The 13,995-nt window shown below is 64.0% G+C and carries 13 protein-coding genes; 10 read left to right on the top strand and 3 right to left on the bottom strand.

The features are described 5' to 3' along the window. Nucleotides 1-96: 96 nt before the first annotated feature. On the top strand, nucleotides 97-1,095 hold the full coding sequence (locus tag AC1PLU_RS06375) for a glucokinase family protein (RefSeq protein ID WP_481108476.1): 999 nt from the start codon (nucleotides 97-99) through the stop codon (nucleotides 1,093-1,095). Between the two features lie 126 nt (nucleotides 1,096-1,221). Here AC1PLU_RS06375 and AC1PLU_RS06380 read toward each other — a convergent pair whose 3' ends face one another. Then, complete coding sequence (locus tag AC1PLU_RS06380) at nucleotides 1,222-1,956, bottom strand: 16S rRNA (uracil(1498)-N(3))-methyltransferase (RefSeq protein ID WP_481094301.1); 735 nt, start codon at nucleotides 1,954-1,956, stop codon at nucleotides 1,222-1,224. Continuing rightward, complete coding sequence (bioA, locus tag AC1PLU_RS06385) at nucleotides 1,947-3,365, bottom strand: adenosylmethionine--8-amino-7-oxononanoate transaminase (RefSeq protein WP_481108008.1); 1,419 nt, start codon at nucleotides 3,363-3,365, stop codon at nucleotides 1,947-1,949. Before bioA ends, AC1PLU_RS06380 begins: the two co-directional genes overlap by 10 nt. Nucleotides 3,366-3,406: 41 nt before the next feature. On the opposite strand from bioA, the gene nudE reads away from it, so the two are divergent. From nudE to AC1PLU_RS06420, 7 genes are all read left to right on the top strand, one after another. Further along, nucleotides 3,407-3,955, top strand: a complete 549-nt coding sequence (gene nudE, locus AC1PLU_RS06390) for an ADP compounds hydrolase NudE (RefSeq protein ID WP_043889357.1) — start codon at nucleotides 3,407-3,409, stop codon at nucleotides 3,953-3,955. Beyond that, nucleotides 3,952-4,752, top strand: coding sequence for a 3'(2'),5'-bisphosphate nucleotidase CysQ (gene cysQ / locus AC1PLU_RS06395; protein ID WP_006451451.1), 801 nt, complete (start codon nucleotides 3,952-3,954; stop codon nucleotides 4,750-4,752). The genes nudE and cysQ overlap by 4 nt, the downstream gene beginning before the upstream one ends. 8 nt (nucleotides 4,753-4,760) lie before the next feature. Further along, nucleotides 4,761-5,735, top strand: coding sequence for a nucleoside triphosphate pyrophosphohydrolase (mazG, locus tag AC1PLU_RS06400; protein ID WP_481108009.1), 975 nt, complete (start codon nucleotides 4,761-4,763; stop codon nucleotides 5,733-5,735). After that, nucleotides 5,732-6,067 carry a YnfA family protein gene (locus tag AC1PLU_RS06405; RefSeq protein ID WP_481108010.1) on the top strand — a complete coding sequence of 112 codons (336 nt, stop codon included), beginning with the start codon at nucleotides 5,732-5,734 and terminating at the stop codon, nucleotides 6,065-6,067. The genes mazG and AC1PLU_RS06405 overlap by 4 nt, the downstream gene beginning before the upstream one ends. A gap of 196 nt (nucleotides 6,068-6,263) precedes the next feature. After that, nucleotides 6,264-7,373, top strand: coding sequence for a glycine cleavage system aminomethyltransferase GcvT (gcvT, locus tag AC1PLU_RS06410; protein ID WP_481108011.1), 1,110 nt, complete (start codon nucleotides 6,264-6,266; stop codon nucleotides 7,371-7,373). A gap of 141 nt (nucleotides 7,374-7,514) precedes the next feature. Continuing rightward, nucleotides 7,515-7,910, top strand: a complete 396-nt coding sequence (gene gcvH / locus AC1PLU_RS06415) for a glycine cleavage system protein GcvH (protein ID WP_023904736.1) — start codon at nucleotides 7,515-7,517, stop codon at nucleotides 7,908-7,910. Nucleotides 7,911-8,934: 1,024 nt separating this feature from the next. Further along, nucleotides 8,935-9,387 (top strand): hypothetical protein, encoded by a 453-nt coding sequence (locus AC1PLU_RS06420; RefSeq protein ID WP_481108012.1) that lies wholly within the window; start codon nucleotides 8,935-8,937, stop codon nucleotides 9,385-9,387. 154 nt (nucleotides 9,388-9,541) lie between these two features. On the opposite strand, the gene AC1PLU_RS06425 is transcribed toward AC1PLU_RS06420, so the two are convergent. Next, complete coding sequence (locus AC1PLU_RS06425) at nucleotides 9,542-10,921, bottom strand: serine hydrolase domain-containing protein (RefSeq protein WP_481108013.1); 1,380 nt, start codon at nucleotides 10,919-10,921, stop codon at nucleotides 9,542-9,544. A 333-nt stretch (nucleotides 10,922-11,254) separates the two neighbouring features. Here AC1PLU_RS06425 and AC1PLU_RS06430 point away from each other — a divergent pair, with 333 nt between their 5' ends. Together AC1PLU_RS06430 and AC1PLU_RS06435 are read left to right on the top strand one after the other, a co-directional pair. Then, the gene (locus tag AC1PLU_RS06430) at nucleotides 11,255-12,619 is read left to right on the top strand and encodes an NTP/NDP exchange transporter (protein ID WP_481108014.1); all 1,365 of its coding nucleotides are present in this window, start codon (nucleotides 11,255-11,257) and stop codon (nucleotides 12,617-12,619) included. A gap of 999 nt (nucleotides 12,620-13,618) precedes the next feature. Further along, nucleotides 13,619-13,972, top strand: coding sequence for a DUF1304 domain-containing protein (locus AC1PLU_RS06435; protein ID WP_481108015.1), 354 nt, complete (start codon nucleotides 13,619-13,621; stop codon nucleotides 13,970-13,972). The last annotated feature ends 23 nt before the right edge of the window (nucleotides 13,973-13,995 follow it).

Consider the following 13,995-nt stretch of genomic DNA (forward strand, 5'->3'; position numbering starts at 1 on the left):
GACAACGTTGTCTACCCGTTACCGTTCGTCGGCTAACGGGACATGACACCGGCCCGCTGCCATTTATCAGGAGAACGCGTGAGCGCAAGCAGCCCAATGGACGCGGTGTCTTTTCCGCGCACCGAAACCTTCGTTGCCGCAGATGTGGGCGGGACGCATGTGCGCCTGGCGCTGGTGTGCGAAAGCATCGATCCACGCAAGCCGGTCACTGTGCTGGACTACCGCAAGTACCGCTGCGCCGATTACCCGGGACTGGCCGAGATCATGGCGGCATTCTTCGCGGAGCTTGGCTGTGCACCGGTGAAGCGTGGCGTCATCGCCAGCGCCGGGTACGCATTGGAAGACGGCAGCGTGATCACCGCCAATCTGCCGTGGGTGCTGGCACCGGGACAGATCCGCAGCCAGCTCGGCATGCAGGCCTTGCATCTGGTCAACGATTTCGAAGCGGTCGCCTATGCGGCCAATTACATGGTCGGCAATCAGGTCCTGCAGTTGTCTGGCCCGCCGCAAGGTGCAGCGGGTCCGGCGCTGATCCTGGGCCCAGGCACCGGGTTGGGCGCAGCGTTGTGGATTCCCAACGGCACCAACGCGGTGGTGTTGCCGACCGAAGCCGGCCACGCCGCACTCGCGGCAGCCAGCGATCTGGAAGTGGCGTTACTGCAGCAACTGCGCCGCGCACGCACGCACGTGGCTACCGAACATCTGCTTTCCGGCCCGGGCTTGTTGAATCTCTATACCGCGCTGGCCGCACTGCGCGGCGAGCCGGCCGTGCACGCCAGCCCGTCCGATGTCACCGCCGCCGCATTGGCCGGTAACGACACGTTGGCACGCGATGCCTTGCAGGCGTTCTGCGGTTTCATGGGGAGCGTGGTCGGCGACATGATCCTGCTGTACGGCGTGCGCAGCGGTGTGTATCTGGCTGGCGGCTTCCTGCCGCAGATCGCCGCCTTCATTGCCGAAAGCGACTTCGTCGCGCGCCTGCTCGACAAGGGCGCCTTGCGTCCGGCGCTGGAGCAGGTGCCGGTCAGCATCGTCGAACATGGCCAGCTCGGTGTGATCGGCGCGGCCAGCTGGTTTTTGCAGCACGGGCGCTGATTCGATCGAATTCCGCATTCCCGTAGGAGCGCCCTTGGGCGCGATGGGCATTGTCGATAACGCTTCATCGCGCCCAAGGGCGCTCCTACGATGTAGAGCGGGCATCAGATGACCCGCAGCATCGCCCTATAGATCCCCAAACCGCGACTGCAGCGCCGCAATCGCCGCAAGTCCTGCGGTTTCGGTGCGCAGAATGCGTGGACCCAATTGCAACCCGCTGAAACCAGCCTCGCCGAGGATTGCGCGGTCGCGCGGCGACCAGCCGCCTTCCGGCCCGATCGCCACGATCACAGCCTGTTGCGCGGCGACCGGCAGCGTGGCCAGGCGATGCTCGCCATGCGGGTCCAGCGTCAGCCGTAGCGCATGCGGGTCGCTGGCCTGCGCCGCGTCCTGAAGGCCCAGTGGCGCAGCGACCGTGGGCACGCGTGCACGCCCGGATTGCTCGCAGGCCGAGATCACCACGCTGCGCCAGTGCGCCACGCGTTTTTCCATCCGCGCCGGATCCAGCTTGACCTCGGTGCGCTCGGCGTTGACCGGCACGATCGCCGCAACCCCCAGCTCGGTTGCCTTCTGCAGGATCAGGTCCATCTTCTCGCCGCGTGCAATCCCCTGGATCAGCGTGATCGACAGCGGCGATTCGTTGCACAGCGGCTGCGCACGTTCCACCAGTGCGCGCGCCTCGCGCTTGCCTGCCAGCGTGATACGCGCGTGGTAGTCGCTGCCGTCGCCGTTGAACAGGATGCAGGCATCGCCCTCGCGCAGCCGCAGGACACGCAGCAGGTGATTGGCCGACTCTTCGGGCAGCGTCACCTCTTGATCGCAGTGCAGTGGTAGCGCGACATGCGAGCGGGTCAGGCGCATGCAACGGCCTCTTCGATGGCATGGCGGGTGGTGGTGGCCAGCAGCGCAAGCTGTGCTTCGTCCACGCAATACGGCGGCATCCAGTACAGCACATCGCCGAGCGGCCGCAGCACCACGCCCTTGTCGAGGGCTGCGCGATAGGCCTTCAGGCCCACCCGCGCCGCCGCCGGGAACGGCGTGCGTTTGTCGCCGCCCTGGGTGAGCTCGAACGCCACGATCATGCCGGCCTGGCGCACGTCCGCCACGGCCGGGTGTTCGCCGATCTGCGCGGCCAATGCGCTCATGCGCGCGGCCGTGTGCTGGTTGCGCGCAATCACATCGTCGTCTGCAAAAATCTGCAACGTGGCCAGCGCCGCCGCACAGGCCAGCGGATTGCCGGTGTAACTATGCGAATGCAGAAACGCACGTTCGCGCGAATCATCGAGAAAGGCGTCGTACAACTGCTGCGTGGCCAGCACCGCCGACAACGGCAGAAAGCCACCGGTCAATCCCTTGGACAGACACAGCAGGTCAGGCATGACACCGGCCTGCTCGCAGGCGAACAAGGTGCCGGTGCGGCCGAAGCCGGTGGCGATCTCGTCGGCGATCAAGAACGCGCCATGCGCATCGCACAGTTCGCGCGCACGCCGTAAGTAAGCCGGGTGATACATGCGCATGCCGCCTGCGCATTGCACGCGCGGCTCCAGGATCAGTGCGCAGATTTCGCCTGGCGATTGTTCAAACAACGCCTGCAACGCATCGGCGGCCTGCAGCGCATAGTCTTCTGCGCTCTGTCCGGGCTCGGCCAGATACGCATCCGGCGAAGGCGCAAAGATCGATTCCAGCAGCAGCGGCGCATACACGCGCCTGTACAGCGGAATGTCGCCGACCGACAGCGCGCCGATGGTCTCGCCGTGGTAGCCGTTTTCCAGCGCCACGAAGCGGGTGCGGCGATGCTCGCCGCGGTTGTGGAAATAATGGAAGGCCATCTTCAACGCCACTTCCACGCCGGCCGACCCGTTGTCGGCATAGAACACTTTGGACAATGGCGCGCGGCCGGCCTGACGTGGCGCAATCGCCAACAGGCGCTCGGCCAGTTGCACTGCCGGCGCGTGGGTGAAGCCGGCCAGCATCACCTGCTCCAGCTCGCCGGCCTGGCGCGCGATGGCCGCGCCGATGCGCGGTTCGGTGTGGCCGAACAGGTTGGTCCACCAACTGCTGACCGCATCCAGATAGTGGCGGCCGTCGTAACCGACCAGCCACGCACCGTCGCCACGCGCGATCGGCACCAGTGGAAGTGTGTGCGGGTGCTCGCGCATCTGCGTGCAGGGGTGCCACAGCACCTCAAGATCGCGTTGCCGCCAATGTTCGGCAGCTTGAGAGGCTGCCGGGTCTGCTAGGATTTCGGGCTCATGAACATGTCGATGCATACGCCTATTCTATCGGTCGCCCCCGCCCCTGCGTGTCACGCATGAGCCCGCGTCTGCCGACCATCCACAAGATCACCGATCTCGGTGACGGGCCGTTCCGTCGCCAGCAACTGGATCTGGAATTTTCCAACGGCGAGCGCCGCTTGTACGAACGCCAACTCAGCCAGGGCCACGGCGCGGTGGTGGTGGTGCCGATGCTGGATGCGCAGACCGTGCTGCTGGTGCGCGAGTACGCCGCCGGCGTGCATCGCTACGAGCTGGGTCTGGTCAAGGGCCGCATCGATGCCGGCGAGACGCCGGAGCAGGCGGCCGACCGCGAACTTAAGGAAGAAGCCGGTTACGGCGCGCGCCAGGTGCAGGTGCTGCGCGCGATGACGCTCGCTCCTACTTATATGAGTCACCAATCCTGGTTGGTGCTGGCACGCGATCTCTACCCCGAACGGCTGGTTGGCGACGAGCCCGAAGAGATGGAAGTGATTCCCTGGCCGATTGCCCGTCTGGACGACTTGATGCTGCGCGACGATTTCTCCGAAGGCCGTTCGCTGGCTGCCCTGTTCATTGCGCGCGAGTGGCTGGAGCGCAATCCATGATCCGCATTCCGATGGAACTGCGCGAAACCGTGATCGCCATCGCCCGCGAGGCGGGTGATGCGATCATGCAGGTATACGCGCAGGACTTCGCGGTGCAGATCAAGGACGACGCCAGTCCGCTGACCCAGGCCGACCTGGCCGCCAATCGCGTCATCGTCGATGCGCTGCGCCGGGTCACGCCGGACGTGCCGGTGCTGTCGGAAGAATCCGCGCATATCGCCTGGGAAGAACGCCAGTACTGGACCAGCTACTGGTTGGTCGACCCGCTCGACGGCACCCGCGAGTTCGTCAAGCGCAACGGTGAGTTCAGCGTCAACATCGCGTTGATCCACATGGGGGCGCCGGTGCTCGGCGTGGTGCAGGCGCCGGTCGATGGCCGGGTCTGGTACGCGGCGCGTGGCGAGAACGCCTACCGCCGCGATGGCCATCGCGACGAAATGCTGCAGACGCGCACGCCCGCCGCCACGCCATTGCGGGTAGCCGCCAGCCGCTCGCATCGCGACGCGCGCACCGCGGCCGCACTGGAGCGCATGGGCGAGATCGATGTGGTGGCGCAGGGCTCGTCGTTGAAGTTCTGCCGCATCGCCGAAGGCGATCTCGACGTCTATCCACGCTTCGGCCCCACGTCCGAGTGGGACACCGCTGCCGGCCAGTGTGTGCTGCATGCCGCCGGCGGCGTGTTGCTGGCGGGGGGCTCCGGCAAACCGTTCCGCTACAACCGCCGCGACACCTTGCTCAACGGTGATTTCATCGCGCTGGGCGATCCGAATCTGCCGTGGCGCAGTTGGCTGGTATGAGCGTCGCTATGCCCCAGACCCCGCCGACCGGCGACATCCAGCGCCTGCTGCAGTTGATGGCGCGTCTGCGTGATCGCGAGCACGGCTGTCCCTGGGATGTGGAGCAGACCTTCGCCAGCATTGCGCCGTACACGATCGAAGAAGCCTACGAAGTCGCCGACGCCATCGATCGCACCGACCTGCCGGGCTTGCGCGACGAGTTGGGCGACCTGCTGCTGCAGGTTGTCTTCCATGCACAGATGGCAGCAGAGCAGGGCGCATTCGACTTTGCCGACGTGGTCGCCACGCTCAGCGACAAGCTGGTGCGTCGCCACCCACATGTCTTCGCCGATCAACAGCTCGACGGCGCGCAGGCCGTGAGCGCCAACTGGGAGCAGATCAAGCGCGAAGAACGGCGTGCAGCCGGCCATCAGGACGACTCCGCACTTGCCGGCATCGCACGCGGCCTGCCGGAGTGGCAGCGCTCCACCAAGCTGCAGTCGCGCGCGGCGCGGGTCGGCTTCGATTGGCCCGGCCCGGCACCGGTGCTGGAAAAACTGCAGGAAGAAATCGAAGAGTTGCGCGTGGAGTTCGCACGCGGCCCGGTCGCCGACAACCAGGCACGGCTGGAAGACGAGCTTGGCGATGTGTTGTTCGTCTGCGCCAACCTGGCGCGGCACGCCAAGGTCGATGTGGGCGCCGCACTGCGCCATGCCAATCTCAAATTCGAGCGCCGCTTTCGCGCCATGGAAGCGCTCGCGCAGACCGCAGACACCAACCTGGCAGCACTGTCATTGGACCAACAGGAAGCGCTGTGGCAACAGGTCAAGCGCGGCGAGCGAGGCGAGGATCCGGCTGCTTTCGACCCGCTGGCCGCCGGCAAACCTGCCACCTATCAGTCAGTCGTCGGCGAGCAAGGTCTCGATGCCTCCGACCCGCATCAGGCAAACCGCGACCAGCAAGATTTGAACAAGCCAGATTTCGATAAGCCAGACCGCGCATGAATTCCGCACCGACCACGCTGTTGCTGTTCGCAGCCACCGCGGTCGCCGAACTGGTCGGTTGCTACCTTCCTTATCTATGGTTGCGCAAAGACGGCAGCATCTGGTTGTTGCTGCCGACCGCGTTGAGCCTCGCCATCTTCGTATGGTTATTGAGCCTGCATCCCGATGCCAGCGGGCGCGTGTATGCGGCCTATGGCGGCGTCTACATCGCCAGCGCCTTGTTGTGGTTGTGGTGGGTGGACCGGGTGACGCCGACGCGTTGGGATCTGTTGGGCGCCGCCTGCTGCCTGCTTGGCATGGCCATCATCATGTTTTCGCCGCGCAGCGTCTGATCGCGCGCATGGCGAGGTCGTGCGGCTGACGCAGCGCCACGCTGGCGACGCACCGAGCATCGCAACGTGCGGATGCAGCGACTCGATGGCAGCTCACAGGAGTGGCTACGCAAATTGCTGCGGCGCGGCGAACACGTCGTTCCCGCAAGCGCGGCCGGGCGGCGATAATGGTCCTCTTTCCCTTGGACCGGCGCGCATGACCCAGAAGACCATCCTCAACGACACCCATCGTGCGCTCGGCGCCAAGATGGTCGACTTCGGCGGTTGGGACATGCCGATCCATTACGGCTCGCAGCTGGACGAGCACCATCAGGTGCGTCGCGACGCCGGCATGTTCGACGTCAGCCACATGACCGTGGTCGATCTGCGCGGTGCGCGCGTGCGCGAATTTTTGCGCTACCTGCTGGCCAACTCGGTGGACAAGCTCAAGGTCTCCGGCAAGGCGCTGTACACCTGCATGCTCAATCCGCAGGGTGGGGTGATCGACGACCTGATCGTCTACTTCATGAGCGAAGAGTTCTTCCGCCTGGTGGTCAACGCCGCCACCCGCGAAAAGGATCTGCAGTGGATCGGCGAGCAGGCCGCGCGCTTCGATGTGCGCGTGGAAGAGCGCAGCGATTTCGCGATGATCGCCGTGCAAGGTCCCAACGCACGCGCCAAGGTCATCGAGCTGGTGGATCCTGCCGACAGCACTGCAGCCAGCAAGCTCGGCCGTTTCGCTGCACTGCAGACACATTCGCGCGATGGCATCGCACTGTTCCTCGCACGCACCGGCTACACCGGCGAAGATGGTTTCGAAATCGTGTTGCCGCAGGACGCGGCGGTCGCGTTCTGGAACGCGCTGCTCGCGCAAGGCGTCAAGCCGGCCGGTCTGGGCGCGCGCGATACCTTGCGTCTGGAGGCAGGCATGAATCTCTACGGGCAGGACATGGACGACGCGGTCACGCCTTATGAGGCTGCGTTGGCGTGGACGATCACATTGGACGAAGGCCGCGACTTCATCGGTCGCGCCGTGCTCGAAGCGCAAAAGGCGCAGGGCGCGCCGCGTCAACTTATTGGTGTGGTGATGGATGAGAAGGGCGTGCTGCGGCACGGCCAGAGCGTGTTCACCGCCAGCGGCGAAGGCGAGATCCTGTCCGGCACCTTCTCGCCCACGCTCGGCAAGGCGATCGCATTCGCGCGCGTGCCGGCCGGCAGCATCGACGACCTGCGCGTGGACATCCGCGGCAAGCAAGTGCCGTTGCGCGCGGTGAAGTTTCCGTTCGTGCGCGATGGCCAGGCACAGCCCGGCGTGCTCGGACAATGAGTCAAACGCTGCCAGGCGTGCAGACGGTCGGCAGCGCGCAACATCGGTAGCAACCAAGCAGTCCTGCGCGCGCGTGCACCTGTCTTGTCGCGCGGTCTAAACTAGCCACCTGTCCCTAACCCCAGTTTCCCCGGAGCATACATGAGCGAGATCCCTGGCGACCTCAAGTTCCTCAAATCCCACGAGTGGGCCCGCGTCGAAAACAGCGGCCGTGTGACCGTCGGTATCTCCGACCACGCGCAGGGCTTGCTGGGTGACCTGGTCTACGTCGAACTGCCGGGCGTCGGCGACACCGTGCAGGCCGGCAACGGCGCGGCAGTGGTGGAGTCGGTCAAGGCCGCCTCCGACGTCTACAGCCCGGTCAGCGGTACCGTCGTCGAGGTCAATAGCGCACTCAGCGACAAGCCGGAAACCATCAACGAAGACGCTTACGGCGACGGCTGGATCTTCGTGGTCGAACTCGACGACAAGGAAGAGCTCAACGATCTGCTGTCGCCGGACGACTATGCCGAGCTGCTGGAAGAAGACGCGCACTGATCGCGCCTGGCACATCGCAACCTCGGATGGCCGCTCCTGGAGCGGCCATTTTTTTTGCACGCTAGGCTGCGCCGGCGCGCCGGTATCGATTGCAGTGGCCAGCGAACTGCCGCGTTGCCGAGTTCTCGAACATGCCAGGTGCCGGTCTCCATCGCCGCGCTCGGCGGCCGAGCGAAAAACACCGCACGCGCCATGCACGCATCACCGCCACCGCGTCGAAGGATGTCCGCATGCAGGCGCGTCGGATTTCTGGCGTGAGCCAATCGTGAGGGCGCGGCGTGTGTGTGGTGAAAAAAACTGGCGCTCGCATGCGTCGATGGTCGATCGTTGGACGCGATGCAAGGCATGCATGCATGCATCGAGTCGTCCATGCAGACGCATGCAAGGCGATCGAAGTGCGCAATAAGTTTGCGCATTTGTGCTGATGCGACGCCCCAAGCGCAGTCGTTGGATAAAAAATTTTCAGCTGGCGGACAGGCGACGCGAGACATCACTGCCTTGCACCTTGCGACGCGTCCGTCATGCCGATCCAGTCGCTGCATTTTTGACCGCTTCAAAAAAACAGCACAAAAGAAGTGGTTTTCTGAAAACCCGATTGCACGAATGTGCGCGTCGCTCGCACGCGCATGCCAGTGCAAGGCCTGTCTGGATCACCTCGACGCGGCGCATTGCGATGGCTGGCTGAAAAAAAATTGCAAAAGAGTGTTGACAGTAAAAAAAAGCGTGATTAGGTTTCGCCCAGCAGACGTTGCTGCGAAAGAGAGTGAGCAGAATCGACATCAAGCCGACACGCTTGTTCCAGATGTCCACCGAAGCGCTATCCACGGTGGAGTCGGGTCCGCTTCTCTCCAAGAAAGCAGCAGTCGTTCCGATCACGCACCCGTGTCGCCGTTCGATGCGGGTGTTTCTGTATCCGTCCCGTCGCGCATCACCTGCGGATGGTTCCCGACGACGGCATGCCGTCGCGGGGTTTGGTTCAACTGGGCGTTTCACCTCCATAGTTCACTGACGAGGAGCCAATTACATGGCCACTAAAAAAGCTGCAAAAAAGAAACCCACCGCCAAGAAGGCAGTGAAGAAGACTGCCGCCAAGAAGGCAGTCAAGAAGGTCGCCAAGAAGGCAACCGCTAAGAAGGCAGTGAAGAAGGCTGCTACCAAGAAGGCCGTCAAGAAGACTGCCAAGAAGGCAACCGCCAAGAAAGCAGTGAAGAAGACTGCCAAGAAGGCAGCCAAGAAGGCAGTGAAGAAGACCGCAAAGAAGGCAGTGAAGAAGACTGCCAAGAAGGCGACCAAGAAGACGGCCGCCAAGAAAGCAGTCAAGAAGACCGCCAAGAAAGCAGCAGCTCCGAAGAAGGCGACCAAGAAGTCCGCCACCAAGAAGACTGCCGTAAAGAAGGTCGCCAAGAAGAAGCCGGCCGTTCGCAAGAAGAAGGCCGCTCCGGTCGCGCTGCCCGCAACTCCGGCGCCGCTGATCTGATCTGCAACACCCGATCGCCGTAAACATCGAGCTCTCTCCCCGACGCCCAGCGGGGAGGGAGCTTTTTTATTGGGTCGCTCTCAACAATCGCGAACGCCAAAAACAACAAAGGCGACCGAAGCCGCCTCTGTCTTGAATCGCTGCAAACGCCAACTCAGCGCGGCGATGCCACCGACTTGCCGGACGAGGCACCCTTGCCTGCAGGATCGGGACGCTCGGCCAGCATGTTCTCGCTGCCGAAGTCGCCATCCACATCGATGTCCAGCCAACGCTTGGCCGGCAGGCCGAGTGCGCGATCCAGGATGGTCGGCAGCATGCCCGACGGCAGACCGCTCTCGCCATTCCACATGATCGCGATGCCAAGGTCGCGCTCGGGCAGCAGCGCGACCAGGCCGCGATAGCCCTGCACCGCGCCGGCATGGAAGATGACTTGATGGCCGGCGTAATCGAACACGCGCCAGCCCAGCGCGTAGCTGGCAGCGTCCACACGCTCGTGGCGCCAACCCGAGCGCATCTCGCCCGGTGTGGAGATCAACGGCGCGTGCAGCGTCGCCAGCAGCGGCGCAGGCAGCACGTCGGTGCGGTGACCGGTGTGTGCGAGCAGCCACTGCGCCATGTCGCTGGCGCTGGCGTTGACGCCGGCAGCGGGCGCCAGGCGGTAGTAGGTCGGCTTGGGCGTCAGTGCCACCCAACCGCCGCGGCTGCGCACATGCGGGCGTGCCGCATGCGGGCTGGCCTGGATGCCGGCCAGGCCCATGCTCGCGTCATTCATGCCCAACGGCTTGAAGATGCGGCGCTCCACCGACTGCTCATAGAAACTGCCGGAAGCGGCGAACACCACATCGCCGACCAGGCTGAAGGCCACGTTCTGATACGCATAGCAATCGCCCGGCGCGCAGCGCAAGGGCGCAGCGGCGAGCTTGTGGCTGAGCGAGTAGTAGTCGACGTTGGATTCGATATCGCGGTCATAGGCGTTACGGGTCAGGCCAACGCGGTGGCTGAGCACCTCGGCAACGGTGAGCTGATGAGTGGCGACGTTATCGCTGAGCTGGAAGCCGGGCACGTAATCGACCACCTTGCTGTCCCAACGCAGCACGCCGTCGTTGACCAGCAGGCCGGCCATGGTGCTTGCGAACGCCTTGGACAGCGAAGCAAGACGGAACACGGTGTGGCCATCGACCGGCTGCGGATGATTGACGTCGGTGACGCCATAGCCGCGCGCGCTGAGCACCTTGCCGCCCTGCACGATCGCCATCGCAATGCCGGGCACGCGGTTGCCGTAGGTCAACTGATTGGCCATGGACTCAAACGCGGCCACATCGAAGCCGGCCGCCGGTGCCAGCACACTGCTGGCCGGGAGCGAGGCGCGATACTGCAGCGGAGCGGTGGGCGACTGTGCGGGGGTGGCCGGCTGCAGCGCTGAGGCAGCTGGCGCGGGCGTCTGCGCGGTGGAAGAGAGGGCCAGGGGCAATAACGCCCCGAGCAGCCCGATGGCCAACGGACGAAACCGTCGGGGCCTGCGCATTTCAGTCATGGTTGTCCCGCCTGTTCCACTGCCTCCGGCGATTCTAGCGCCGCGCTTCGCAATAGCACAAACTGCCAGAAGATGAATGGGCATCATATTGATCCTATTGATGATTTTAGGTTCAGAAATCGGGCGGCGCGGAGCGCTTCGAGTGCGCCTCGGCACTTATGCAGATGTGGCTGCAAGTGGCGTGCCGTCTGGATGCACGATCAGTCCGTTGTGTTCTGCACCGCGGCGCTGGTGGTGCTGCGCCGCATCGGCTAACTTGCGCGCTTCCTTCGCGGGTGCCGCCGCTGCCATGTCTACGCTGTCGGGCCCGTTTGTGCAGGCGATTTGTTCACCATGACCAGCCGATTTTCTTCGTCGCAGGCTGCGGCTGGCCGTTTGAGCGGCGCGTTGCGCAGCTCGCCGCCGCTGGCGTGGAGTTTTCTGTATTTCTTCTGCCTGCTCAGCGGGTATTACGTGCTGCGCCCGGTGCGCGAGGCGATGAGCGCCTCGGCGGATGTGGAAGCGATCTTTCCCACCGGCATGATCGCCTTCTTCGCCGCGCATGGCATGCCGCTCAAGGACTTCACCCTGCAGGTGCTGTTTACCTGCACCTTCCTGATCATGGTGTTGCTGCAGCCGGTCTACGGCGCATTGGTCAGCCGCTATCCGCGCCGGGTGTTCCTACCGGTGGTGTATGGCTTCTTCATCGCGACCCTGTTGCTGTTCTACGTGTTGTTCGACAGCGGCGTGCCCGGGCGCGGCATGGCGTTCTTTTTGTGGGTAACCGTCTTCAACCTGTTTGCGGTGGCGGTGTTCTGGAGCTTCATGGCCGACGTCTTCAGCAATGCCGAAGCGCGCAGTTACTACGGTTACATCGGTGCGGCCGGAACGCTGGGCGCGTTTCTCGGGCCGATCCTCACCCGCACCCTGGTCGAGCGCATCGGCATCGCGCATCTGATGCTGGTGTCGGCCGGGTTTCTGACGGTGTGCGTGGTCTGCGTGCTGCGTCTGCGCTTGTGGGCGGTTGCGCGCGAGCAGGAGCGACAGCTGAGCTCGGGCGAAGTGCCGATGGGCGGCGATGTGCTCGGCGGGCTCAAGTTGATCGTGCGCGAGCCGTTGCTGCGCTGGTTGGCCTTCATGGTGTTGTTCGGTGTGGGCGTCGGCACCTTGCTCTACAACGAGCAGGCAGCGCTGGTACGGCGTCTATACACAGACGCAGCGGCAGCCACCGCCTATTACGCGAGCATCGATCTGGCGATCAACGCGCTCACCCTGGTGCTGCAGTTGCTGGTGACGCGCGCGCTGTTGTCGCGTTTCGGTATCGCGCCGGCGCTGTTGATTCCGGGCGTGGCGATCACGCTTGGCTATGCCGTGCTGACGGCCTCGCCGTTGCCGATGATGATCGCGATCGTGCAGGTGATCACCCGCTCCAGCGAGTTCGCACTGGCCAAGCCGGCGCGCGAGACCTTATACACGCGCGTCGACCGGGAATGGCGTTACAAGGCCGGCGCGGCGATCGACACCGTGATCTACCGCGGTGGCGACCTCACCTTCGTGTGGGTGCACAAGCTGGTATCGGCATTCGGCTCCAGTGCCGTGTTCGGCGTCGGTCTGCTGGTGGCCTCGGGCATGACACTGGGCGCATTCGGTCTGCTGCGCGAGGCGCGCAAGCTGCCTGCCGAGCGCGATGCGCAGACCGCTAAGCAGGCGTCCGACTAAGAGGGGCTGGCAAAACTATTTGCAACCATCAGGCGGGCGCGACTGTTGCTGGGTACGGCGTGTACCACTGATACAGCTGGTTCTGAGAGCGCCGTGCATATCTGCCTGCTCATTACTCGCGACGTTTTGTCAGCCACTTCGAGGCAGCGAAATCTCTGTTGCCTTGGAGTAGTTGGACAGTGTTGATAGCTCACCTGCAGAACGGATGATCTCAGGGCTGGAGCGGCTGATCTGTTGATTGGCTGCAGGGCCCTTGCCCGCCCACCATCGCGGGACACGCCGCAAGTACGTCCATGTAGGCTCTTACGCGGCATCCATGCCGCGTAAGGTCCCGCGACGGTGGGCGGGCAAGGACCAATCAAGAGTGTCGGTGTGTAGGGTGCAAGCAGTGCATGACGTGCTTCCAATTCGCTAACTCTCATGTAGATGCGGCCTGCATTCAGCAGGCCGATGTAACCGGAGAGATGGCCCGCTTTTCACAAAGCTAGCGATCAGCTCCCTGGTGCGGTGTCCTCGCTGATTGCGGGACCGTGTGGCGGCATGGATGCCGCCACCGAGCCTACATGAACGTACTTGCGGCGTGTCCCGCGAACGGCGAGGGCATCGCGCCCTCGACCAACGCGGCTTGGGACCATCCAGATGACGCGAAGAGCGGCAACAAAATACTGCGCTCACCTTCAGGTTGGCGCGGTTTGTGTTCGGCGAGGTATGTAGCACCGGGGCACTCCGATCCTGAGCGCGCCCTACGTGCCACCGGTCGAGAGCTCGCGACCTTCTATCAGCCACTCAAGGAGCAGGCAGCAAGCCACTGCGCGGCTGTCAAACAGCGGCTGTCAAACATACGTAGCCGGTGCGCGCATGGCAGCGCTTTACTCGTACACGCAGGTCTTGCATCTCTTCCGCCCGTCTTGCGGCAGCATGAGGTTTGATCAGCTGCTTCGGACCGGATGACTGCAATCGCGACTATGCTGGCTGCCACGTTCATTACGCCAATCTGCCATGTCCCTGTTCGCCATCGTCGCCGGCCTGTGCATCGCCCTGCTGCACGTTTACATCCTGGTATTGGAAATGGTGCTGTGGACGCACCCGCTGGGCTTGAAGACTTTCCGCAATACGCTCGAGAAGGCTCAGGCCACCCGCGTGCTGGCAGCCAACCAGGGCCTCTACAACGGCTTCCTGGCCGCCGGTCTGTTGTGGGGCGCGTTGCAGGCCCGCACCGACGTGCTGAGCTTCTTCCTTGGCTGTGTGGTCGTGGCGGGTTGCTACGGCGCCTATAGCGTCAACCGTCGCATCTTCTTTGTGCAGGCGTTGCCCGCGCTGATTGCGTTGGCGTTGGTGTGGTTGCCGCGCTGAGGTTCTGCCGGCAGCGTCTTCGC

Source organism: Xanthomonas sp. NCPPB 2933, assembly GCF_056725225.1.

Excerpts from the sequence above, each read along its gene's own strand:
- AC1PLU_RS06420 (WP_481108012.1), top strand. The coding sequence starts at position 8,935 with ATGGCCACTAAAAAAGCTGCAAAAAAGAAACCCACCGCCAAGAAGGCA.
- AC1PLU_RS06380 (WP_481094301.1), bottom strand. The coding sequence starts at position 1,956 with ATGCGCCTGACCCGCTCGCATGTCGCGCTACCACTGCACTGCGATCAA.
- cysQ (WP_006451451.1), top strand. The coding sequence starts at position 3,952 with ATGATCCGCATTCCGATGGAACTGCGCGAAACCGTGATCGCCATCGCC.
- gcvT (WP_481108011.1), top strand. The coding sequence starts at position 6,264 with ATGACCCAGAAGACCATCCTCAACGACACCCATCGTGCGCTCGGCGCC.
- bioA (WP_481108008.1), bottom strand. The coding sequence starts at position 3,365 with ATGCATCGACATGTTCATGAGCCCGAAATCCTAGCAGACCCGGCAGCC.
- mazG (WP_481108009.1), top strand. The coding sequence starts at position 4,761 with ATGCCCCAGACCCCGCCGACCGGCGACATCCAGCGCCTGCTGCAGTTG.
- AC1PLU_RS06375 (WP_481108476.1), top strand. The coding sequence starts at position 97 with ATGGACGCGGTGTCTTTTCCGCGCACCGAAACCTTCGTTGCCGCAGAT.
- gcvH (WP_023904736.1), top strand. The coding sequence starts at position 7,515 with ATGAGCGAGATCCCTGGCGACCTCAAGTTCCTCAAATCCCACGAGTGG.
- AC1PLU_RS06425 (WP_481108013.1), bottom strand. The coding sequence starts at position 10,921 with ATGACTGAAATGCGCAGGCCCCGACGGTTTCGTCCGTTGGCCATCGGG.
- nudE (WP_043889357.1), top strand. The coding sequence starts at position 3,407 with ATGAGCCCGCGTCTGCCGACCATCCACAAGATCACCGATCTCGGTGAC.
- AC1PLU_RS06405 (WP_481108010.1), top strand. The coding sequence starts at position 5,732 with ATGAATTCCGCACCGACCACGCTGTTGCTGTTCGCAGCCACCGCGGTC.
- AC1PLU_RS06435 (WP_481108015.1), top strand. The coding sequence starts at position 13,619 with ATGTCCCTGTTCGCCATCGTCGCCGGCCTGTGCATCGCCCTGCTGCAC.
- AC1PLU_RS06430 (WP_481108014.1), top strand. The coding sequence starts at position 11,255 with ATGACCAGCCGATTTTCTTCGTCGCAGGCTGCGGCTGGCCGTTTGAGC.